This window comes from Brevibacillus sp. (assembly GCF_003521185.1).
Taxonomy (GTDB): Bacteria; Bacillota; Bacilli; order Brevibacillales; family Brevibacillaceae; genus Brevibacillus; species Brevibacillus parabrevis.
Genome location: NZ_DOTK01000060.1, coordinates 1 through 21,489, shown reverse-complemented (window position 1 = coordinate 21,489; position 21,489 = coordinate 1). Strand labels below are relative to the sequence as shown.

30 protein-coding genes are annotated in these 21,489 nt (G+C 50.9%); 12 read left to right on the top strand and 18 right to left on the bottom strand.

All coding sequences use genetic code 11. The features are described from left to right. Positions 1-14 precede the first annotated feature (14 nt). The 4 genes from DEP07_RS18400 to tlp all read right to left on the bottom strand — a co-directional run bounded on the left by DEP07_RS18400 (position 15) and on the right by tlp (position 2,390). Positions 15-527 carry an ACT domain-containing protein gene (locus DEP07_RS18400; protein WP_063231043.1) on the bottom strand — a complete coding sequence of 171 codons (513 nt, stop codon included), beginning with the start codon at positions 525-527 and terminating at the stop codon, positions 15-17. A 34-nt stretch (positions 528-561) separates the two neighbouring features. Then, positions 562-894, bottom strand: a complete 333-nt coding sequence (locus DEP07_RS18395) for a hypothetical protein (RefSeq protein WP_122963321.1) — start codon at positions 892-894, stop codon at positions 562-564. 19 nt (positions 895-913) lie between these two features. Further along, complete coding sequence (gene mnmA / locus DEP07_RS18390) at positions 914-2,026, bottom strand: tRNA 2-thiouridine(34) synthase MnmA (protein ID WP_122963322.1); 1,113 nt, start codon at positions 2,024-2,026, stop codon at positions 914-916. A gap of 148 nt (positions 2,027-2,174) precedes the next feature. Continuing rightward, positions 2,175-2,390 carry a small acid-soluble spore protein Tlp gene (tlp, locus tag DEP07_RS18385; RefSeq protein WP_122963323.1) on the bottom strand — a complete coding sequence of 72 codons (216 nt, stop codon included), beginning with the start codon at positions 2,388-2,390 and terminating at the stop codon, positions 2,175-2,177. Between the two features lie 119 nt (positions 2,391-2,509). On the opposite strand from tlp, the gene DEP07_RS18380 reads away from it, so the two are divergent. Continuing rightward, positions 2,510-2,731 carry a hypothetical protein gene (locus DEP07_RS18380; protein WP_122963324.1) on the top strand — a complete coding sequence of 74 codons (222 nt, stop codon included), beginning with the start codon at positions 2,510-2,512 and terminating at the stop codon, positions 2,729-2,731. Positions 2,732-2,744: 13 nt separating this feature from the next. Here DEP07_RS18380 and DEP07_RS18375 read toward each other — a convergent pair whose 3' ends face one another. Both DEP07_RS18375 and DEP07_RS18370 read right to left on the bottom strand, forming a co-directional pair. Beyond that, a complete protein-coding gene (locus DEP07_RS18375; protein ID WP_287102862.1) occupies positions 2,745-3,095 on the bottom strand; it encodes a DUF952 domain-containing protein in 351 nt (116 codons plus the stop codon). Between the two features lie 30 nt (positions 3,096-3,125). Further along, entirely contained in the window at positions 3,126-3,371 is a 246-nt protein-coding gene (locus DEP07_RS18370; protein WP_063231049.1) for a hypothetical protein, read from the bottom strand. A 170-nt stretch (positions 3,372-3,541) separates the two neighbouring features. Between DEP07_RS18370 and DEP07_RS18365 the strand changes: the two genes are divergently transcribed. The 3 genes from DEP07_RS18365 (at position 3,542) to DEP07_RS18355 (ending at position 5,137) form a co-directional block, all read left to right on the top strand. Continuing rightward, on the top strand, positions 3,542-4,552 hold the full coding sequence (locus tag DEP07_RS18365; protein WP_287102861.1) for a glycerophosphodiester phosphodiesterase family protein: 1,011 nt from the start codon (positions 3,542-3,544) through the stop codon (positions 4,550-4,552). Positions 4,553-4,623: 71 nt separating this feature from the next. Beyond that, complete coding sequence (locus tag DEP07_RS18360; protein WP_122963327.1) at positions 4,624-4,815, top strand: hypothetical protein; 192 nt, start codon at positions 4,624-4,626, stop codon at positions 4,813-4,815. A 97-nt stretch (positions 4,816-4,912) separates the two neighbouring features. Continuing rightward, the gene (locus tag DEP07_RS18355; RefSeq protein ID WP_122963328.1) at positions 4,913-5,137 is read left to right on the top strand and encodes a hypothetical protein; all 225 of its coding nucleotides are present in this window, start codon (positions 4,913-4,915) and stop codon (positions 5,135-5,137) included. Between the two features lie 242 nt (positions 5,138-5,379). Here the strand turns inward: DEP07_RS18355 and DEP07_RS18350 are convergent, their stop codons facing one another. The 3 genes from DEP07_RS18350 to DEP07_RS18340 form a co-directional block, all read right to left on the bottom strand. Continuing rightward, positions 5,380-5,673, bottom strand: coding sequence for a YolD-like family protein (locus DEP07_RS18350; protein ID WP_122963329.1), 294 nt, complete (start codon positions 5,671-5,673; stop codon positions 5,380-5,382). Then, positions 5,657-5,857 (bottom strand): hypothetical protein, encoded by a 201-nt coding sequence (locus tag DEP07_RS18345; protein WP_063231052.1) that lies wholly within the window; start codon positions 5,855-5,857, stop codon positions 5,657-5,659. Before DEP07_RS18345 ends, DEP07_RS18350 begins: the two co-directional genes overlap by 17 nt. An 87-nt stretch (positions 5,858-5,944) precedes the next feature. Continuing rightward, on the bottom strand, positions 5,945-6,919 hold the full coding sequence (locus DEP07_RS18340; protein WP_242771506.1) for a bile acid:sodium symporter family protein: 975 nt from the start codon (positions 6,917-6,919) through the stop codon (positions 5,945-5,947). Between the two features lie 181 nt (positions 6,920-7,100). Between DEP07_RS18340 and DEP07_RS18335 the strand changes: the two genes are divergently transcribed. After that, positions 7,101-7,343, top strand: coding sequence for a hypothetical protein (locus DEP07_RS18335; RefSeq protein WP_063231054.1), 243 nt, complete (start codon positions 7,101-7,103; stop codon positions 7,341-7,343). 95 nt (positions 7,344-7,438) lie between these two features. On the opposite strand, the gene DEP07_RS18330 is transcribed toward DEP07_RS18335, so the two are convergent. Continuing rightward, positions 7,439-7,885: a YhcN/YlaJ family sporulation lipoprotein gene (locus DEP07_RS18330; RefSeq protein WP_122963332.1), complete on the bottom strand. Its 447-nt coding sequence runs from the start codon at positions 7,883-7,885 to the stop codon at positions 7,439-7,441. Positions 7,886-8,561: 676 nt separating this feature from the next. On the opposite strand from DEP07_RS18330, the gene DEP07_RS18325 reads away from it, so the two are divergent. After that, a complete protein-coding gene (locus DEP07_RS18325) occupies positions 8,562-9,239 on the top strand; it encodes an O-methyltransferase (protein ID WP_242771511.1) in 678 nt (225 codons plus the stop codon). Positions 9,240-9,293: 54 nt separating this feature from the next. Here the strand turns inward: DEP07_RS18325 and DEP07_RS18320 are convergent, their stop codons facing one another. Continuing rightward, positions 9,294-9,761, bottom strand: coding sequence for a DUF3862 domain-containing protein (locus tag DEP07_RS18320; RefSeq protein ID WP_287102860.1), 468 nt, complete (start codon positions 9,759-9,761; stop codon positions 9,294-9,296). Positions 9,762-10,008: 247 nt separating this feature from the next. On the opposite strand from DEP07_RS18320, the gene DEP07_RS18315 reads away from it, so the two are divergent. After that, positions 10,009-10,356 carry a YkgJ family cysteine cluster protein gene (locus DEP07_RS18315; RefSeq protein WP_122963335.1) on the top strand — a complete coding sequence of 116 codons (348 nt, stop codon included), beginning with the start codon at positions 10,009-10,011 and terminating at the stop codon, positions 10,354-10,356. 84 nt (positions 10,357-10,440) lie between these two features. Continuing rightward, positions 10,441-10,638 (top strand): hypothetical protein, encoded by a 198-nt coding sequence (locus tag DEP07_RS18310; protein WP_287102859.1) that lies wholly within the window; start codon positions 10,441-10,443, stop codon positions 10,636-10,638. A gap of 98 nt (positions 10,639-10,736) precedes the next feature. Here DEP07_RS18310 and msrA read toward each other — a convergent pair whose 3' ends face one another. Further along, on the bottom strand, positions 10,737-11,252 hold the full coding sequence (gene msrA / locus DEP07_RS18305) for a peptide-methionine (S)-S-oxide reductase MsrA (protein ID WP_122963337.1): 516 nt from the start codon (positions 11,250-11,252) through the stop codon (positions 10,737-10,739). Between the two features lie 198 nt (positions 11,253-11,450). Here msrA and DEP07_RS18300 point away from each other — a divergent pair, with 198 nt between their 5' ends. Continuing rightward, positions 11,451-11,930, top strand: coding sequence for a GAF domain-containing protein (locus DEP07_RS18300; protein WP_122963338.1), 480 nt, complete (start codon positions 11,451-11,453; stop codon positions 11,928-11,930). A 265-nt stretch (positions 11,931-12,195) separates the two neighbouring features. On the opposite strand, the gene DEP07_RS18295 is transcribed toward DEP07_RS18300, so the two are convergent. After that, entirely contained in the window at positions 12,196-12,393 is a 198-nt protein-coding gene (locus tag DEP07_RS18295; RefSeq protein WP_173595941.1) for a hypothetical protein, read from the bottom strand. Positions 12,394-12,728: 335 nt separating this feature from the next. Here DEP07_RS18295 and DEP07_RS18290 point away from each other — a divergent pair, with 335 nt between their 5' ends. After that, positions 12,729-13,253, top strand: a complete 525-nt coding sequence (locus DEP07_RS18290) for a GNAT family N-acetyltransferase (RefSeq protein ID WP_122963340.1) — start codon at positions 12,729-12,731, stop codon at positions 13,251-13,253. A 48-nt stretch (positions 13,254-13,301) separates the two neighbouring features. Next, a complete protein-coding gene (locus DEP07_RS18285; RefSeq protein WP_173595940.1) occupies positions 13,302-13,853 on the top strand; it encodes a hypothetical protein in 552 nt (183 codons plus the stop codon). Between the two features lie 219 nt (positions 13,854-14,072). Here the strand turns inward: DEP07_RS18285 and DEP07_RS18280 are convergent, their stop codons facing one another. The 4 genes from DEP07_RS18280 to DEP07_RS18265 all read right to left on the bottom strand — a co-directional run bounded on the left by DEP07_RS18280 (position 14,073) and on the right by DEP07_RS18265 (position 18,698). Next, positions 14,073-15,407, bottom strand: a complete 1,335-nt coding sequence (locus DEP07_RS18280) for an LLM class flavin-dependent oxidoreductase (protein ID WP_242771519.1) — start codon at positions 15,405-15,407, stop codon at positions 14,073-14,075. After that, a complete protein-coding gene (locus DEP07_RS18275) occupies positions 15,383-17,026 on the bottom strand; it encodes an AraC family transcriptional regulator (protein ID WP_274875291.1) in 1,644 nt (547 codons plus the stop codon). The genes DEP07_RS18280 and DEP07_RS18275 overlap by 25 nt, the downstream gene beginning before the upstream one ends. 26 nt (positions 17,027-17,052) lie before the next feature. Continuing rightward, a complete protein-coding gene (locus DEP07_RS18270) occupies positions 17,053-17,919 on the bottom strand; it encodes an ABC transporter substrate-binding protein (RefSeq protein ID WP_173598763.1) in 867 nt (288 codons plus the stop codon). Between the two features lie 467 nt (positions 17,920-18,386). Further along, entirely contained in the window at positions 18,387-18,698 is a 312-nt protein-coding gene (locus DEP07_RS18265) for a COG1470 family protein (protein ID WP_242775351.1), read from the bottom strand. Between the two features lie 198 nt (positions 18,699-18,896). Here DEP07_RS18265 and DEP07_RS18260 point away from each other — a divergent pair, with 198 nt between their 5' ends. Continuing rightward, the gene (locus tag DEP07_RS18260; RefSeq protein ID WP_242771523.1) at positions 18,897-19,166 is read left to right on the top strand and encodes a hypothetical protein; all 270 of its coding nucleotides are present in this window, start codon (positions 18,897-18,899) and stop codon (positions 19,164-19,166) included. Between the two features lie 178 nt (positions 19,167-19,344). On the opposite strand, the gene DEP07_RS18255 is transcribed toward DEP07_RS18260, so the two are convergent. Next, the gene (locus tag DEP07_RS18255) at positions 19,345-21,249 is read right to left on the bottom strand and encodes an AraC family transcriptional regulator (protein WP_173595935.1); all 1,905 of its coding nucleotides are present in this window, start codon (positions 21,247-21,249) and stop codon (positions 19,345-19,347) included. Between the last annotated feature and the right edge of the window lie 240 nt (positions 21,250-21,489).

The window sequence follows — 21,489 nt, the reverse complement described above, 5'->3', positions numbered from 1 at the left end:
TGCTCTTTTTCGGCTTACTGGAGGGACAACACCTTGTTGATCTGCGGCAGCTCTTCAATCGCCGCTACAACTGTTGGCGTAATCTCTTCATCCGTGACGCAAACAAGCAGGGCGTTCTTCCCTTTTTGCTCGCGCGACACGTTCAGCTTGGAAATATTGATTTCGTGGTCAGCCAGTTTGCGGGATACGTCGTAAATGACCCCGGGATAGTCGGTATGGTGTACCAAAAGACCGTGACCGCCCGGCGGAATCCGACAGGCGCAGTAATTGATCTCACTGATGTACACCTCGCGCCAGTCCTGGGCGAATGTATATTTGTTCGCGCCCACGCGCAAATTCGCCAAATGGTTGGCGTATTCGCCAGAGCTGTTTTGCACGGAAACGCCGCTGCCCAGCCCTTCCAGAAGCAAGGACGCGATCTGCTCTTTGTTTTCATGGGCCAAAATGCTCAAGGTTGCCCCTGCAAGCTGCGGCTCCAATCTGCTAATCAATTGGGCCAACTCACGAAGTCCAGCGTATTGGGTCATGTAATGCCCTCACTCTCCCAGTCAAGGTTATTCTTCATTTCGGAAGAATCCACTCTTCCGGCTCTTTGATGATGGAGGAATGGTTTTCGGAACGGTACCAGGCTGTCAGGCTTTCCCCGTCCTTTTTGTACACAATGCGGTAAATCGTATTGCCTTTTCCGCTTTTGGCAAAAGGGCTTTCATCGGCAGGAACAGCGGTCACGCCGCCCGGTTCAATCACGCCGCCTTTTTCCTTGATGACAGCCTGGATCGTCGCCATGTGCTCACTGCTCGTAGCCGACATTCCCATGTAAGCGAGAAACCCCAAGAGGAGTGCTCCCGCCAAAAACGAAACGATAATCACTTTGGATTTTTTCGTTGCATCCACCAAGCGCTTCCCCCGTATATTAATTCTCTTTATCTATCGAACGCACCTTGTCGATCGTTCCTCCGCCGAGACAAACTTCGCCATCGTAGAAGACGACGGCCTGTCCAGGAGTAACGGCTTTTTGCGGTTGAGCGAAAACGACCTCTACGGTGTTGCCTTCCTGCACGTGTACCGTCACTTGCTGATCCGGCTGACGATAACGGAACTTCGCGGTGCAGACAAACGATCCGGTTGGCTTGTTGGCGCTAACCCAGCTCACGTCTGTCGCCAAAAGACTGCTTGAGTACAGGCGGGGATGATCGGAGCCTTCCCCGACAATCAGTGCGTTGCGTTCCAGATCCTTGTCCACGACAAACCACGGTTGACCGCTCGTGCCGTGTCCGCCGCCGATTCCAAGCCCTTGGCGCTGACCGAGCGTGTAGTACATCAGTCCATCGTGCTGCCCGATCACGGTTCCCTCGACAGTCTCGATATTGCCGGGCTTGGCTGGCAAGTAGTTTTGCAAAAACTCGCGGAAGTTGCGTTCGCCAATGAAGCAAATCCCTGTGCTGTCCTTTTTCTTTGCGGTGTAAAGCCCTGCTTCCTCGGCAATTTTGCGCACCTCGGGCTTTGGCAAATGTCCGATGGGAAACATCGTTTTGGACAACTGCTCCTGGCCGAGCACGTTGAGGAAATACGTCTGGTCCTTGTTGTTGTCCGCGCCTCGGATCAGCTTGTACTCCCCGTCGATGAATTTCACCTGCGCATAGTGGCCTGTCGCGATGTAATCGGCTCCCAGGTCCATCACTTTTGCCAGCAGTTCGCCAAACTTGATTTCGCGGTTGCACATGACGTCCGGGTTCGGAGTGCGCCCGCGTTTATATTCATCCAAAAAATACTGGAATACTTTATCCATGTATTCTTTTTCAAAATTGACGGTGTAATATGGAATGCCGATCTGTTCACAGACGCGCCGGACATCCTGGAAGTCTTCTTCCGCCGTGCAGTGGCCGAATTCATCGGTATCATCCCAGTTTTTCATGAAGATGCCGATGACGTCATATCCCTGTTGCTTGAGCAGGTAAGCCGTCACGGAGGAGTCGACTCCGCCGGACATGCCGACAACGACGCGTGTGTCTTCTGGTCGTTTCATAGTCTTTCTCCTCTTGATTCAATTTGTTCTTCTACAGATTACCATGTTTCGCAAAACAATTCATGTTTTGTTGCACTTTTCCCCGCTCCATGCCAAAAACACCTGCCGCAACTCTTGTGGCAGGTGTCGATGCGAGATGATTTTCAGCTCACTGGGACGTCTCATCCTCGATTTCCGAACGGAAGCCCTCTGCACTTTCTGCACGACGCTCGTTCTTCGCCTCGATGTCCGCACGTTCCTTGGCGGAAATCTCCCCTGCGTGCGCAGCCAGATAGTCATTCGCCTCGTTGATATTTTCCTCTGTATTTCGCGCCATTTCTTGCAGCTTGGCAGCGTTGTCAGAGCGATCATCCGGTTTTGCCATCACAATTCCTCCTCTGGTTCCAACTAGATTCACTACCTGTACCATTGTTCTCCGTTCACGCCAGAAGTATGTATGATAAACTGGTAGCATCTGATTTTGGACGAAGAGGAGTTTGACCGATGGCTTCCCTTGATTTTCTGGAACGAAAGCTGTTAAAAATCATCGCGGAGACAGACCCGGTGCGGCTCAAGCGCCAATGGGTGAGCAGACATGCCGAGCCGTTCCCCGAAATCGAGCAGCGCAAAAGGATCGCGCTATTGCTGCGCAGACTCGACAAGCTGCCTGCATCCAAGCGCGAGGAAGTGCGCGATTTGCTAAATCAGTTCAACTGGAACGGATAAGCCGGATAAACGACTAGCGAATAGACCCGCCGATGCGCCAATGCCCGTCCACTTTTTCCATCCGGCGAATATCGGCAATGGCATCGTGATTGAGCGGACCGTAAATATGCGGATAAAGCAGTCCGTCGCTCGCCTGCTCGTATTTGATCGGAGAAGCGGATTTGCTCTCGTCGACTACGAGGACGAACAACTCCCCTTCAAATGCGCCGTATACCCGGTCCGCTACCTTCCCCAACAGCTCGTCGCCTTTTGTGGCATGAATAAAACCTTCCTGCTCGTAGTCTCGGGGCAGGTAATGCTCCTTCTCTTCCCACTGTTCCCAGTAAGCTTTTGGCACCATGCAATAAATGATCGATTCCTGCATCGAAAGTATGTCTCCTTTTTCGCTTGCGCTTTATTTGTTTCCCATCGCTTTGTTGACATGCCGCATGGCTTTATCGAAAAACATCCGGTCAAATGCCCCTTGATCGAACTTCCATTCAATGAAGTTTTTCAATGAATGCAAATCCACCCACGCATCCTTCGCTTGCGGATTGCGGTTAGGCACTTCACCCGTAATTTCTCCCTCGTAAACCAGCTTGGCCATCTCGTTTGGGTGCATCCCGATTTGATAGGCGATCTGGTGCAGCGCTATTTTCATCGAACTCCCCCTGCTCGGTAAGTCAATCCATACGTACGCTCTATTCTGCCAGTCTTTTTTCCCCGTGCCAAGTCCCTCTTGCGCACAGAGACATGTTTTCCTCCTGGCGCCTGCTTTGGTAAAATAGCGGTAGAAAAACAGGTCATACAGCACCGGAGGCCGCTCCATCTATGGAAAACATCAAATCGGCACCGAAAAAGAAGCGGTTGCGCCGCATCTTCTTTTGGGCATTCCTGACGCTCCTTCTCTATATGTGGGTCGTCAACAGCTCTTTTTTGGCGAGTCCGCCTGACGGCTCTCCTTTTTTGCTGGCTCACCGCGGAGTGGCGCAAACCTTTCATATGGAAGGAATCACAAACGAAACGTGCACAGCCGAGCGAATTTACCCGCCAGAACATCCTTACCTGGAAAATACGCTTCCTTCCATGCGCGCGGCTTTCGCAGCCGGAGCCGATGCCGTTGAGCTCGATGTCCACTGGACGAAAGATTCTCAATTCGCCGTCTTTCACGACTGGACGCTCGGATGTCGCACCAATGGCGAAGGGGTGACGAGAGACTTCACCATGTCCGAGCTGAAAAAGCTGGACGTGGGCTACAACTACACGGCAGACGGCGGGCGCACGTATCCTTTTCGCGGCAAAGGTGTCGGACTGATGCCTTCTCTCGACGAGGTTCTGACAGAATTTCCGACGGAGTCATTGTTGATCCACATCAAAAGCAACGATCCAAACGAAGGCAAAGCGCTTGCCGCCTTTTTGCAGCCCTTGCCGAAAGAACGGCTGGCGAAGCTCGCTGTATACGGCGGCGACGAGCCTGTTGCCACGCTGAAGCAAGCAATGCCGGAGCTGCGCGTCATGTCGATGAGCACGATGAAAAGCTGCCTGATTCCTTACATCGCTGTCGGCTGGTCCGGATACGTTCCGGACGCCTGCGCCGGGACCCAGCTGCATATTCCCGATCAAATCGCTCCCTGGCTGTGGGGTTGGCCCAATCGCTTCATGGAAAGAATGGAAGCAGCGGATACTCGCGTCATCCTGGTGGCAGGAAGCGGCGACTTCTCCCAAGGCTTCGATACCCCGGCCGATTTGAACCGGGTTCCCGAGAAGTTCAACGGAGGAATCTGGACAAATCGGATTGATCGCATCGGACCGCTTTTGCATAAAAAAAGCGAAACAAAGTGAAACTGTCTCCAGACATATGCGTATATACGAATACGCAGCCGAATCTGACAAGACAATTGGGAGTGATGGGGATGTTCAAAAAGCTTTTGAAAAATTTACTGGGTAATCACTCGAATGCTTCCCACAAATACCGCAAATACAGCAGCAGCGACCGCAAATACCGGAAAGGTTACGGGTCCAGCCACAGGGGGCACGGACACTCTCATTACGGCAGTTCCCACTACAAAAGAAAACATTCCAGCAGGAGCTTTTTCAGCAGCTAAACGACCTGCTCTTGGTACGCAAAAACACTCTGCCAGCTTCTGCAGCAGAGTGTTTCTTGTTTACGTATGCTACAATATGGAAAAGGAGCGTGCTGAAATGAACCCTTCCAAATCGTTTTATTATACCGTTGATCACTCCATGGTAGATGAATACAAAAAAATGCTCGATTTGATGAAAATCCCCTACACGATTGAAGCGCCAGTCGCTTTGCTCAAGGAAGGGGCCAATCAGTATTCCTTTGTGTTCCCGGATATGTCCGGCCGTTTGTATCAAATGGTAAGCAAGCTCTTTCAAGGGGAAGGCAAGCCCTATCCGCAATAATCGATGGCCTCGGGCAAAAAAAGGGACCCATTTCTGGGCCGAAGATAGGAAGTGGAGAGAATGCATGCTATGTAATATATACTAACATGAAACGAGTGATTGTCAACTTGTTTTGTCATTTTTCTGAGTTTTTATGTTAGTTTTTCTTACACCATTTCTTTCCGTTATCATTCTCTATCTGTTCGCACGCAAAAAGGAGGGACTTCGCGCCCCTCCTTTTCTTGTTTTTTCGGTCGTTTCGTTTATCCAAGAACGTTCACGATCTGCTCCAAACCGATCCACTCGCTTCTCGCTTCATTGACCAGTTGAACCTTGCGTGCCTTGGGGTCAACCCACTTGACTACGCCCCACATGCTGTGCGTATTCCCGCGCTCGCCATCCATGGACACCCACCAACTGACTGTCACGCCATAATCTTCCCTGCCGGAATCACGGAGCATGTACAAAAACGATTCACGCTCCTGCTTTGTGATCACTGGCTGAGCCATGTCTTGCGGAAAAAGCTGACGTCCTCCGCCGTTACGAATACCGCTCATCACTTGATTTCACCCACCCTAGCCTGTACAAATCGTTTACTGCCCGTCTCATTTGACGATTGGACGCGATCGTCTGAATCTCTGTTCCATTTTCCAGCATTCTGTAGACGCGAAGATGTACGGCTGTCAGCACGGGAACCCGCTGCATCTCCTTGTTCACAGGAACGAGAATGGTCTCCAGCATAAACATCACCCTCGAACATACGTTTGCTTCATTATATACGAACAATATGCGAACAGGCAATATGAAAAAGCAGAATCTTCCTGCTTTCTACTGGGCGACTTCCTTCCTGATTGGTTGCGGCCGCTTTTCCACCACATCCAAAAACTTGCCGAACGTAGAGGCGAGCGTCTGCTGAAACAGCATCCCGAGCACGACAGGCAGGGCCACTGTAGCAGGGAAATACGTAATCGCCATAACCGCTCCGGCACTAATATTGCGCATCCCGCTATTAAAAGTCAGCGCGACGATTACGTCCCGTTCCCAGCCAAACAGTCTTGCCATCCACCAGCCTAGCAAGTAACCGAGAATGGCGAGCAAAAGCACCAACACAGCCATCCCGAACAGCTTGGCGTCCCATGCCTGGAAATAATTCGACACCATCGAGCTGTTAATCGCGACGACCACACCCATGCCCAGCTTGGAAAACGGAGAAAGCTTGGGAGCCAGCGTCTGTTTTACTCTCCCCCGCGACAGATGATGCAACAGCATGCCGGCAAGCGACGGCAGCACGATCATGAAAAAGAGTCCCTGCATCATGTCCCATGTATCCATCTCTACTTTCGCCCCGAGCAACACGTACATGCCGAAAGGAACCACAAGCGGCGAAATCATCGTGTCGAGCAAAATAATCGACAGCGTCAGCGCGACGTTTCCCATGTAAATCGAAGACCACAAAAAACTGGAGATGCCCGTCGGAATGAGCGCCGCCAGCAAAAAGCCGGTAATGACATGAACATCGTCGGGATAGAACAGATGCGCCACTCCCCAGGCAATGAACGGCATGATGACATGCAAAATCATCAAATTGACCAGCAGCGGCAACGGACGTGCCAGCACTTTGGCAAACTCCTTGAACCCAGATCCCAGGCTCCCTGCAAAGGTCATAAAAGCGAAAACCCACGGAGACAAAAACGCGAACGGCTGCAGGTGCGATCCCGCAAGCACGCCAATCGCCACACTGCTCGGGGTCAACAACGGCATGATTTTTTCCAGCGACTTGTTTACTTTTGCGAATACATCCATTTCCTGCACCTCATTTGCTTTTGCGAACGCCTGATGAAAACCCATCTTTCTATATTACGTACTGGACAACTTTATTTCTAGAGAAAATGACGGGCGCCGCACTTTGACGGGCAAACAAAGGCACACTTGCATACTTTTTGGCGAACGGGTAAAGCCTAAGCTTTAGAAAGGAGGTATTTTTATGAACGGCATGGATTGGGTAGAATTTATCCGAAAAACCGAAGATAAAATGTTTCACCTCCATCGGGCGATTGATGGGATTTGTAACGAACCGGATTATAAAGAATCCGTCTCCGCTCTGACCGAAGTGGTCAGAGATTATCAAGTATTGGTTGAAAAAGCAAAAAGCGAGCTGCGTGGCATCGACTTGCATCGTGATCGTGGCGAACGCGATCGCGACCATCACGATCATGACCGTTACTAGAAGAAACTCAACTCCCCAATCGGGAGTTTTTCTTTTTTTACACGAAGCAAAAAACCTCAATCCATCCGCTTGCGATGGTGAGGTCTTCGTCCCAGTTACCCTTTCATTTTCTTTTCCAGCTCTTTTGCAGCTTTTTTCTTCTGGCACGCCTCTTTTACATCCGTCGGCCATGGCGTACCGCTCATCGATTGCAAGTCCATAAACAGTTTCTTATCAGAAGTGACGTGAACTTTCGAATCGGGAAATGCCGTTTTCAGCTTGCCCGCCACTTCTTTTTCAATCGATTGCAGTTTAAAGCGATTGAAGTTGCTAACCTTGATGGCGAGGTTCAAATCGTTGTCAATCTGGACAGCAACCACTTCATCGATCCCATCCACTTTAGCGGCAATCGCTTTCGCCTGCTCTTCCCACTCCGCATGCCGGACAGGCACAGGTGTGCACAACGGCTCTGCCTTGTTCTGTTGCTGTGTCTGCGCATTGTTTTTCCCCGAGCATCCTGTCATGACCAGCGCGATCGCCAAAATTGCCAGTATCGTACGCATGCAAACACCTCCTGACAAGTTATCCTTACTTTAGGATGACCGGAAATGGAGCATGTATGAGTGCGGGTTCTTTCCAATATAGAGACGCAGGAGACCGATTTGACCGTCCAGGACTATGTAACTATTTATCCCCGCCTGCGATTTTGGCATAAAAAAATGCGGCGGCTCATCTGCATTATTGAGCCGCCGCAGACCCCAAGAACATTGCGAGTCCTCCAATAGGATATACCAAATATGGCTTTGTAAGCGATAGGAGATCACTGGATGGCTTTTGGTGAACAAAAAAAAATCCCAGCCGCTGCTTCCGGCCGGGGCGTACGGGGTAGTACGCATATGTCATACGTGAATGATTTCATGATATAGGACAATAGAACTCGCAACAACCATCACTTTTAGGTAATAATACCTATGAATGGAACAAAAAAATAGCGCCGACCTATCTGCCTGAATTAAGTCGAACGCATTCAATCCCCAAGTTGGATTATACTAGCTAGCTTGGATTACTTTTCTATTATCTACGGAATTGGTCGATCATACCATGCGAAAATTATGGTAACAAACGCAATACTTTCCGCTTGATTTTGTTTCGTGTCGCTTTGAATCGTAGCGCTTTTCCAATATTTCGGCGAAAATGCTTTTATGGTATGCTAGTTTTGCCATAAAAAGGAGTGAGACGATGAATCGCGATCAATGGACAGCTGTAGATGAATATTTTACGACGAAACTGGTTTCAGCAGATCCTGTACTCGACGCCGTTTTGGAACACAACGCAGCATCTGGCCTTCCGCCAATCGACGTGGCCCCCAACCAGGGGAAGTTCCTGCATTTGCTCGCCCAGATTCAAGGGGCACGTTCCATTCTGGAGATTGGTACACTCGGTGGCTACAGCACGATTTGGCTCGCTCGCGCCTTGCCTCAAGACGGCCGACTGATCACGCTTGAAGCCGCACCGAAGCATGCAGAGGTAGCAAAAGCGAACATTGCTCGTGCCGGACTCGAAGCGCTGGTGGAAATCCGCCTTGGCGACGCTCTGGACAGCCTCGCCGCTCTCGATCGCGAGAATCAAGGGCCGTTCGACCTGATCTTCATTGATGCAGACAAGAAGAACAACCCGGACTACTTCCGCTATGCGCTCAAATTCTCGCGCAAAGGCAGTGTGATCATCACGGATAATGTCGTGAGAAAAGGGGCGGTCATCGACGAAACGAGCACCGATCCTAACATCCTCGGCGTTCGCCAGTTCGCCGATCTCGTTGCCGCAGAGCCAAGAGTGAGTGCGACTGCCATTCAAACAGTCGGCAGCAAAGGCTACGACGGTTTTGCCATCGCCCTGGTGACAGCAGATCCTAACTAACACACATCTCCCAATAAAAACCCGTCCGATGCTGAGCGCACAGACGGGTTTCGTTCATTGCAGACCGATTTGGGATTTGACTTGCAGTTTGCCATCCAGGAATGCCAAACTGGCACTGCTTCCGAGCGTTTCTCCTTCATACATGTAGACGACAGCATGATGCTGCTCCCCTTTGTTTCCTGCTTCCGACAGCAGCTCGCCTTCTCCCCCAATGATGCCCGTTACTTCCTCATACGTCATGCCGTTTTCGATCTTGTCAAAGGCAGCCTTGGAAATTTTCGTTTTTTCATTGGCAGCAGAAGCCGGCGCTGCATTGGTCGGCGAGGAACTCTCAGAAGAGCTTGCCTGTGTTCCCGCAGCGGGTGTTTCTGCTGGTGCAGCGGCAGTCGAAGTCGCATTGGTCGGTGCGGAACTTTCAGAAGAGCTTGCCTGCGTTCCCGCAGTTGGCGTTTCCGCTGGTGCAGAAGCGCAACCTGTCAGTCCCAGTCCGATACTGAGTAGCAATGCACATATTTTTTTCACGGTAACAAATCCCCCTTTTCATCTCTACACCTTAATCCAAAATATTACCAGTTTCATGAGAATATTTTCCTAATTGGCGACCTTTTTCCAAGCAGAGACAAGCAGGGAATACAATCGGAATAATTGTTGACAAAAATTTATTTTTGTGTTATATTAAAATATTTAATCATTTACATCAGCTTTTAAACCTTTCATACTATTCTTTACGCAAGGGACAGCGAAGAACTGGATGAAAGGATGTGCTGTAATGAACACATTGCCATGTCAGGGCTGCAAAGGCTTATGCTGTGGCCCGGTACCCATCACTGACAAGGAACGAAAGCTCATACATAAAAAGCTGAAAGCCATGCCGAAAAAGCTCCGCGAAGGCTTGGCGCATCAGCAGCGCTTTCCCGGCACCTGCATTTTCTACGACGTCAATCACGATCGTTGCGGCATTCATTCGTTTCGTCCAGACGTTTGCCGCCTGTTTGGCTATCACGAAGACCTCGTCTGTTTTCGCAAACCGGAACTGGCGACAAAAGGGAAAGCGCCGATCAAAGAACGACATGTCGGCTACCTCTCGATCGATTTTACGTGGAAAGATTTTCAGTGACGTATCTAGGCTGGACGTAAGGTGACACGGCGCAGCGATTGCAAGCATGGAAGTGCCAGGAAATATTCGGGAGGTGCCAGTCAAATGGAACCGTTCATCGGGTTTGTCATTCTCGCCTTTCTTGCCATCCTGCTGTTTCTCGTACTGGAAAGGCTGGTCGAACGCGCCGTGCATCCCCAGCATTTTTGGGCGGGTGCGATCATGAAAACGGTCATTTTCTTGTTGATTTGTGCAGGCATCTATTTGTCACTGCCTTGGTTTAGCGACCTGTTCTCATCCTGATTGGCAAGTCCAACCAAAAACCCGCCCTTTGCACAGGACGGGTTTGGATCGCAAGCAGACCATGTCGGGCTTGCCTGCTGCTTTTTAGGAAGCTGCTTTTATTTCCAATGCTGCTGAATGTACGCATCGCGGCCGGACTTTTCCCGGTCTTCCTTGTAATGCTTCGGATTTTTCTTGTGGTAGCCTTGGTGATATTCTTCGGCGGGATAAAAAACGGACGCAGGCAAAATATCCGTGACGATTGGCTTGGAGAAGCGACCGCTCGCCGCCAGCGCTTGTTTCGATGCGACCGCCAGCTCATGCTGCTTTTCGTTATGGGTAAAAATCGCGGTGCGATATTGGCTGCCCCGATCGTGAAACTGTCCATCCGGGTCAGTCGGATCGATTTGCTGCCAAAACAGCTCCAGCAGTCTTTCATATGGAAACAACTCGGGATCGAACGTAATCTCGACCGCTTCCCAGTGTCCGGTTTCGCCTGTTTTTACTTGTTCATAGGTCGGGTTTTCCACCGTTCCCCCGGTATACCCGGAGATGATGCCTCCGATGCCCGGCAGCTCATCAAACGGTGTCACCATGCACCAGAAGCATCCGCCCGCAAATGTCGCTTTTTCCATCTGTATTTCCTCCAGTCCCAGCTACAGGTAGTCTCCATGTTCTGCTCTCATTCATTGTACAAGAGCTTTCGGCTCGCTTCTAGGAAAAAGTGGGCAACAAATCTGCTCATCCATAGAATCTCGTGAAGCCGATGCCCTCAGGATGTTTTATAATATCTGAGTAAAGCCATAGACAATTAGCTGTTAGGAGGACCATCCATGTTCCAAGTCGAAAAATTTCAAGGAAATAGAGAAGAGCAATACGAACTGGTCATCAAGCAGTTGGAAGCCTTGCTCGCTGGCGAGTCCAATCAGGTTGCCAATCTGGCCAATGCCGCAGCGCTGCTGAACCAGTTTTTTGAGGAAGTCAACTGGGTGGGCTTTTATCTGAACGACGGAAATGAACTCGTGCTCGGTCCGTTCCAAGGACTGCCTGCATGCGTGCGCATCCCGTTCGGAAAAGGCGTATGCGGCACCGCCGCGCAGAAGCAGGAAACGGTTCGCGTAGAGGATGTGCACTTGTTTCCAGGGCATATCGCGTGCGATGCAGCTTCCGAGTCGGAGATCGTCGTCCCGATCGTAAAAGACGGACAACTGCTCGGCGTCCTCGACATCGACAGCCCGCGCAAAAACCGTTTTGACGAAATCGACCAAGCTTATTTGGAAAAGTTCGTCCAGGCGCTCGTGCGTTTTTTGTGATCGCGCCTTCTTTTCCACGCGAAAAAAGAGCAGGCTTCCTTCTGCTCTTTTTTTCATGGCGATTTGTTATTTTCGGTAGTAGTGCTTGGCCCATTCGTTTTGGATTTGCTTTTTTGACTTTGCTCTCACTCGCGGCACCTGGCTCGTTTCCCATTCGCGGATGGCAGCCGCAAGAGTTCGGTAGAAGCGAAAATCGTTGATGTCCCAGGAGCAAAACAGCTTGCGATACATCGCGCCGACAGAAATGCCTTTCTGGTATCCCGCATCACTTGCGCAAATGCTCCGACAGCTGCGCAAGCTTTTCGTTATACTCGCGGTCCAGCCGGATTTTTGTCTTCATGAAGTGAATGGCCTTCACAATTAGATAGATAGCAAGTCCATACAGCAAAAGCATGGGCAAAAAAACGAGCACTTGCGTAAGCAGAGTGCCCCATTCTAAAGAAACAGCGCCAAAATCGAGCACATTTCTCGTCTCCTTTCTCCCCTTTTTGCGTTTTCCGTCGCACATCGTTGGATGCAAAGCGTAAAGAAGTTCTTTTTATATTACCACCATCTTCCACGTTTTCAAAATAAACAGACCGCGATAAGCACAAGGAAGCTTTTTATGATCATCATGAAAATATTTCGCTGTCGCTGGAAAATAGAGGTGATTTTCGATCGTTCTTGTTGTAATATTATCCCAACTCCAGATCAACTGACAAAGGAATGATGCAGACGCCATTCGCTCTGCTGCTACTAGGCTTCTTTTGCCTTCCCGGCTGACAGCCACACTACTTCGGATGTAAAAAGGAGACTGCCATGTCCAATCCATTGACCAGTCAACACTTGACTCTCACCAAACTGGCTCCGCCCGACTGGGAATTGATTCGCTCCATCTACACCAATCCGGTCCTCATGCAGCATATCGGCTCCCCTATGAGCGAGGAAGCGATCCGAAGCAACTTTGCGAAAGAGTTGGCCCCGTGGACTCTCGACTCCACCCACTGGCTCACCTGGATCATTCGCGAAACAGACACCGGAAACGACGTTGGCTTGATCAGCATCTGCACCCGTGATCGTGACGTGCTCACTGCGGAAGTAGGCTTTATTATTTTGGATACGCACAAAGGCAAAGGCTATGCAACCGAAGCGCTTGCTTTTGTCCTGGACCACGCTGCTCATGCATATGGCTTCCGAAAATTCACAGCTGTTTGTTCCGAAGAGCACGCAGCTTCCAGAAAGGTGTTGGAAAAGGCGGGAATGAAGCTGGATAAAATCGTGCCGGAACATACTGAAATTGCTGGCACCATGGTGAATGACTGTTTTTATTCGTTGGAAAAATGAAAGGTTGTTACAAAGATAACGGCCCCGTTCGCATAAGGAGAGGTACTAATGAAGCTCTGGCAACAAATGATCATCGTCATTGGCTTACTGCTATTTGGCAGCCTGCCTGTCTTCGCTGCATTCGAAAACGAGCCAGCAGACAGGAGTGCGTACGAAAGCTATCGTCCATATGAATCTTCCGCAAATGCACAAAAATTCCTTGCCCATACCGTGAAACATCTGTCTGAGGGAACCATGGGCGGCAGCATCCCTTTACAGACGACGCGCGACGAGCTGCAAGCAAACTATGGTTTGCAGGAAAGCGAAATCGTATCGCCAGTCCCGAACGCCCATTTTTTTGAGCGGGACGGCTACCGTTACTTCCTCAATCGCATCAATGGCGAATCGACTGTCATGGTCATCCAAGCTCCCTTTGCCCCGTTGACAAAAGAGGAAATTTTTGAAGTGGTTGGCGATCAGCCTTGGTATGGCGGCAAAAGGCAACACCAGATCATTTACAAGCTGGATCGCTACATGCTCATATTTACCCACACGGATTCCAAGGAGCAAGTCTACTATAATAGCGTTATGATCAGTCCTCTGGACCCTACCAAAAAATAAGCATAAAGCGTGACCAACCCCCGTGCTGTTGACGGGGGTTTCTTGTACTTTACATTTGTGTCCACGCACGCCGCCCCATCCATCTGATGCTTGTATAGCCTGCAAACACTCAGTAAAGATGACCACGGTCATGTGTTGATTCAGCTCTCCGCTTCCCATTCTCGCTTAAACGCAATTGCCTTGCTCTATTTCTTTAATCGGTTCGGGACTGTTTCAGGTTCACCCCACCACGAACCGATTGGACGGGCGCGGCACGCCCAGATGCTCACGCAGCGTACTTCCGCTGTACTCCGTGCGAAAAATGCCACGATTTTGCAGTTCGGGGATGACAAAATGAACGAGATCGTGCAGCGATTGCGGCAGCAGGTGCGGAATGAAAGTGAATCCGTCCGCAGCATCGTTCGTCAGCCATTCTTCCAAGCGATCGGCAATTTGCGCTGGAGTGCCTGTGATCGAAAAATGCCCGCTCTGCTGCCTCACATGCTCGTACAACTGGCGAATCGTAACCAAACCGAGCTGATCCGCTGTTTGCTTCCACTGTCTGTACGAAGCCATGCCAGCGTCAGCCAGATCCGGTTCGGGAAGCGGATCGTCGAGCGAGTACCCAGAGATGTCGAGTCCAAGCGAGGATGAAACGATATCCTTGCGCGCCTCCGGAAGCAACAAACGCTCCTGATGCTCCCGCTTCTCCTTCGCCTCGGCTTCCGTTGCGCCGACCACCACATTCAAGCCCGGCATCAGCAGCAAATCAGACGTTGCCCGGCCGTATTTGGCCAAGCGCCGTTTCAGGTCGAAATAAAAAGCTTGTGCTTCCGGCAAGGTGCGTAAAGCGGTGAACACGACGTCCGCCTGCTGGGCCGCCCGTTCCCTGAAAGTATCAGACCGTCCGGCTTGGATAATGACGGGATGACCCTGAATCGGCCTTGCCACATTCAGCGGCCCGCGCACGGAAAACCACGCCCCTTCATGATGCAACGTGTGAATTTTGGCAGGATCGGCAAAATCGCCCGTTTCCCGGTCAATCTTGATCGCATCGTCCTCCCAACTGTCCCACAGCGCCTTAACCACATCAAGAAATTCCCCAGAATGCGCGTGCCGCTGCTCGTGCAACGGACGGTGATCGTTGCGAAAGTTGTGCGCATCCAGATCGCCGATCGAGGTGACGACGTTCCAGGAAGCGCGGCCGCCGCTCAGATGATCGAGCGTCGCCAGCATGCGCGCGACATGAAACGGTTCATGGTAGGTCGTCGATATCGTCGCGGACAAGCCGATATGCGAGGTCGCCCCTGCAAGAGCAGACAGCAACGTCACAGGCTCGGGCCAAATGTTAATCCCCCGGCGAAGTTCTTCCGGGCTGTTTGCTGATATCGTATATTTATCCGGTTGAAAAATATAATCGAGCTTGCCTTCCTCTGCCGTTCGCGCCAGCTCGCGATAAAAGGCAAAGTCCAGTATCCGTTCCGGCTGCGCCGTCTGATCCCGCCATCCCCCGCCAGACGAACCCGGCGTTATAAGCAAGGTAGACAGCTTCAACTGCTTTTTACAATGGAGCATGATCGGCCCACTCCTGTCGTTGGTAAATGGGATAGTAGACGGTCAACCTGGTCCAGCTGCCATTCCAATGTGATCGCTTCATAGGAAGCCCAGCGATGCTCAAGCACATGCACCTGGCCCCTCCGTACTGCTTCATGGTTTTTCCAGCCTTTCGTACGCTGCAATTCGTCGAACCATTCCTGAAATTGTTGTTCTCTCCCGCGGATGACGATCAGCTTATCTGCCTGCAAATCCGCGAATCGAGCAAAGTCAATCGGCACTCGGCGAATGTGTTCATCCTGCTGGACGTGGTTCACCAGCAGGCTTGGAGCAGAAAAACCGAGCACCTCGTAGACGGTCGGAAAAAAACGCGGGGCGTGCAGCCACACCTTGCCATTGTCTATGCGCAGAACAGCAGCGGTTATTTCCGGAGCGACCAATGGACGCACTCGCTTCTGAACAACCTTTTTCTTCAACTCGTAGCGCTCCAGCCACTGGTTGGCTTCCGCCTCTTTGCCGAGCACCCGGGCGATTCGCTGAAGGCGCTCGAACGGCCGTTCGTCCCAAGGTACGACGATAACAGGTGCCAGTCGGGAAATGACGGAAAACTCCGAGCTTACCATAAAATCTGAAGCCACGATCAAATCCGGCTGCAGAGGTTCAATTCTCGCCAGCTCCACTTGGTTGTCGCCGATACTCTTGATACTGCTCGCTATTTCCCGAAGCGAATCGAGCGAAATGTCGAGCGCGCCAATCGGCTTAACGCCAAGCGCCAGCATGTCCCCAACATAGTGCGGCGTGACGATTTTCGTATCGCAGCCACGACTGCACGCATATTGTTTCGGGGGAAGGCCGACGATTTGTTTGAATCGCCGATTGAAATAATGCGTGTCTTTGAACCCGCTGTTGCGCGAGATGGTATGCAGCAGCTCGCCACCGATAAGGAGTTCCTCCTTCGACCGATTGATCCGATAGGTGGTCAAGTAATCGATCGGGCTTTTTCCCGTCGTCCTTTTGAACAAACGGGTATACTGGCGAACACCGAGATTCGCTTGCTTCGCCAATTGCTGCACGGTCAGTTCATCGGCATAATGATCGTGCAAATATGCAATCGAACGCTCGATTGCAGCGGCCGAGTTCTCCTCCGCATCGACCGTTCGCGTTTGCTCAAAAAGGAAGCACAGCAACTGCTGAAAGGCGATCTGCATTTTGAATTGCTCGATATCATCCTCCGCCGGCCAACGCCGCAGCAAAGCTTGACAGTCGACGAGCACGCGATGAGCCGGCTTCATGTTGAAAACGTGATCGAAACGGAACCGGAACGTTTCCCCGCCCTTATTCCCTTTACTGCGCTCCACTGTCCGAAATAACAGGCGGTACAGCCGCAGCTCCTTTTGCCCCGTATTAGCTATTTCGCAAAAGGTTGCAGGCTCCACCATCCAGCAGGCTCCCTTGGCAATCTGCTCAGCGTTTTCCTGAAGCCAGAGCTTGCCTTGTCCATCTGCCACAGCCATAAAACTAAAGCTGCTTTCCGCCCGAAACCGCCTAGTATCCTTCGCAAGTACGCAAACTTTTTCGACCTCTTCAAGTACGAACAAGGGGAACTGATTCCTCGTGTTTTCATCCGATGCGTTTCCCATGTCCGAACCCCCTTTCGCTTTCGTGCTTATTTCAGCAAGAGCCTTTCCACTTCATCAAACGCCCAATCCAACGTGCTGGCATCGGCTATAGATAACCGTTTGTCAATCACATACACCTGGTTATTTTGAACGGCGGGCAAGTTTTTCCAAACAGCACCTTTCTTCGCGTCTTCAAACGTCTGTTGCGATTCCTCGTCATTCACGATGACGAAAATACGATCTGCCGCAAACTCCGGCAACACCTCCTCCGCCAGCGGTACAACTCCCTTGAAATTCTCTTGCTGCTCCAATTCCTGCAGCTTTTTCGGCGGAATCAGGCCCAGCACCTGATAGACGGTCGGAAACGTGCTTGTCCGGTATGTATAGATTTGCTTTAAGGCAAATTGAATGACGACACCTGTTTCCCCTTGCTTGAACATTGGCTTGACTTTGTCCTGCAGCTGTTTGGCTTTCGTTTCATAGCGCTCGATCCATGCCTTCTCCTCCTGCTCCTTTCCCAAAATGTCTGCGGCGAGATGCAGCGATTCAAATGCGTCCCCGAAGAAAGGGACCGCCACGACTGGCGCGATTTTGCTGTAGGCTTCGATTTCTTCTGGCGCCATGCGGGCGGAGACGAGAATCAAGTCGGGATTTAGCGCCAATACGGCTTCCTTGCTCGCTGTGTCCACAGCGATGTTGGCAATGCCTTGCTTCTCCTCGGCAGAAAAAAATCGCAGTAACTGGTCTGTCGCTCCGATCGGTTTTTGCCCGAGGGCCAACATTTCGCCGACAAAGGCCAAAGCGACCACCCTTTGGGGCCGAACGGGAATCACCACTTCCCGATTCAACGAATCTTTAAACGTTCTCATTTCTCCTTTTTCCGCCTCGGAAGCGGACTGCGCGCTTGAACTCAAGCTTTGCGCTGCCCCAGACTGAGAACTTCTGTTACCATCTGCATTGCTTCCGCAAGCGGACAGTACAACTGTTAGGCTCAAAAGCAAAGCGGCCGCACCGATCATTGTCTTGTAACGAAACAACTACAACCCCTCCGATAATATTGATTATCATTTTCACTTGGCTATTATAATCGGATAACAAAGGCTATTCAATGGAGGAACAGGACTTGTTTCGATTAAACAATTGCGACATGCAATTGGCGCTACCAGGGCGACGTCCCAGTCACTAGCTCCAGTTGCCCATCAATCACCTGCCCCTCTCCTGCTCTGGTGAGACGAAAACATATCATCGTTTTCCCATTTGAGCACTGCCTTCGTCACTCGGGATTTGAACCGTACAGATGTCTTCTATGCTGGGCGCACAAAAAAGAGAAGCTACGCTTGCAGCTTCTCCAAACTTCCGTTCTCAACTGTTTGCGGAATCGTCACCATCCCCAAAGAGTCTCCCACCATGGCTTCGGTTTCTCTACTTTATACTGACAAGTAAATTTTGTTTCTACACCCATCAGAGAATCTTTTTCTCGGCCCAAAGCCGTTACGCCCCCCTGATAGTCCCCGTCCGCCGTGTCTTCGTTAACATGCAGCCACACATCCACTTCTTTTGTTTGGCCTGCTGGCAGTTCAAACGGCTTTTCTGTTACCACCAAACCACCCGAAGCTGTGAGCGTAAACGTTTGTGGCTGAGCGCCCTCGTTTTTCACTTGCATTTTTAACAAAAGCACTTTTCGTCCCGACATTTAATCTCACGCCTGGCATGATTTTTATACTTTTGCGAAAGCCCCAGCCCATATGTTCCCCTCCTTTTACAATGATTGGAATACTTATATTTTCCTAATTACACCTGATATGATGAGTAGGTGGAAATGACTTCAACCTAGTTTATAATCCGTGCCACAAATGGTTGTAAAATTGGTTCGACAAAAGGAGTTGATTGCATGACTGAAGTTAAGCAAACTGCCTATAAAAAACTGATTCATCAGGCTTTTTTAGACTTGAAAAACAGTGGTACGTTTGACGAAGCTACCTTTTACAAAAATTTGCGTATCGCTCATGCATTCCACAATCTCGCTGAGTTTATCGTGGTAGATTTTGTTGGTTTTAACGAAGATGAGTTTTGGAGTACAGTCGATGCCTTAGCGGATCAATTTGATCTGCACCATTACAGAAGCATTTTCAATGATAGCGTTCAGGGAAAGGAACTGTAGCATAAACTGCCAAGACGTACGATCTCACTGTTCAGAAGAATCTATCACCTGTGGTTAGACGTGATCACCTGAGCGACATCGATTCGCTTGATAGCGATCAGCTGACCGAGAGCGCATTCGTGAAGACAGCTTGGACACCTGCCGCTTCATAGGCAATCTGCACGGCGCCACCTGCCGCTTACTTCTTCGCTCCCGTGCTCACCAACCAATCCGCCAGCTCTTCCGTTTGCGACAAGGTGGCGATCGGGTCGAAATACCATGATTTCGCTTTTTTCCAAATGTAGACGCGATCGTTTTTCACAGCGTCGAGCGTGCGCCAGATCGGATCGGCTTTCAGATCAGCCATCGTTCGCTCCTCAGAGGTCAAGATGATATAGTCACCCGCGTAAGTCGGCAACCTCTCGCTGGAAACTTCCACCTCCTGCTTCTCCATGATCTCCTTGGCGATGGCAGCAGGAGGTTTCAAGCCTAGCCCGCCATAGACGGCTTGGCCGCCGCGTCCGAAGTTGTCGCCGAAGACGCCTGTTTGCTTGCCCCAATCTTGCATGATGGAAACGGTGGCATCTGCCGGAACGACTTTGGCTATCTTTTCCCGCGCCTGCGCGATTCGCTGGTCATACTCCGTGAGCCATGCCTTTGCTTCCGCCTCTTTGCCCAACAACTGTCCGACAAACGTAATCTCTTCGTGCACATTTTTCAGCTGTCCAAACGGAACGACAACCGTCGGCGCGATTTTCTGGTACTGCTCAAAAGCGGCCTCGTTTCCGGTGAAGATCAAGTCAGGTTGAAGTTCCAGCATTTTCTCCAGGGAAATATTTTCGTAATCCCCGATGTTCTCCACTCCGACAAGGGACTCCGCAAAGTACGGGTTTTTCAAATTCAGCTCCGGCGTGCCGATCGGCTTGAACTGCAAGGCGATGAAGCTGCCGAGGTACAAATCGACGATCACTCGCTTCGGCGCTGAAGGAATCTCAATCTCTCCTTTGATCGTTTTCATGATGCGCACCTGTTTTTGGCTATCTGCGCTCGCGGCACTTTGCTCTTTGACCGCAACCGCTTGCGGATTGCCGGAAGCAGCGCCTGCCCCGCCACCAGTACCTGCACCGCATGCGCTCAACACCAGGGCGAAGCAGACCAGCATCGTCGCGACGATTGACAACTTGCGACTGTTCATCGATGTTTCATTCCTTCCTTTATATCGATAATGATTCTCATAACCACTATCAATATAACGGCGGACGGAAAGCGGAACAATGGACGAACGGCGCAAAGCGTATGGACAAATTTCCGTCCCGAGCGCTTCCCCCTGTTTTTTGAAGCGGATCGGCGACATCCCCACGTATTTCGCAAACAGTCGCGAAAAATAAAAACGATCGGCGTAGCCGACTTTTTCGGCAATTTCCTGCACAGTGGCATCCGAATGCAGCAAAAACGCTTTGGCTTGCTCCATCCTGACCTGGATCACAAACTCCATCAAGCTGTGCCCCGTCTGTTTTTTAAACAGCTTGGACAGATGCTTGGCGCTATAGCCGAAGCGCTGCGCGATCGTATCGACTGACAGAGGCTCCGCGTACTTGCCTTGTATGTATAAAATCGCTTGCTCGACAACAGAAAGCGCCCCCGTCTTCCCGTCCTGCTCCTGGAGCTGCTGCAAAATCTGGTGCACCCACAGCTGAAACAGCGTTTTGACGTGAAATCGCTGCAAAGGTGTGGACGACTGCCATTCCTCGTACATGGCGACAAGCAAGTCTAGCAGTTCGAGCGGAACTTTCGGCTTGACTTCGTACGTGCGGGCGAAAGGATTGGCTGTCTCAAGCAGGACGCGAAGCTCTTTTCGCCAAGGCAGAAACACTTTCGCCTGATAGAGGATCAAATAAAAGACGACGGCATCGTCCAGGCAATGAATCTCCACCCGCGAGCCTTTTCCGCTGTGCAAGACGTGGAAAGGACGCGCGTCGTAAAAACGCCCATCCAGATAGACATGGGCGTGCCCGATCGTCGTGTACAAAAATGCGCTGGCTGGCAAGCAGTAGGAAAACGGGGCTTCATCGCCTCGCAGACGATGCTGCCGAACATCGATCATTTTGATTGTCGCCTGGTTCCACAAGGCGATGTACTGTTCCAGTTGCAGATGAATCTCCCCCTCTTTTTTCCAGCAGACTGGACTGTTCTCTACAACACTCTATCGATAACCATTCTCACTGTCAATTCACGCATCGCGCTAAAGGGCCATGAATGCTGCGTGAACGGCAAGCGGCTCTATCCCCTTTTCTTTTCCGGAAAAACAGCGACGCGTTTTTCAATCGAGTAGGAGGGGGCGACT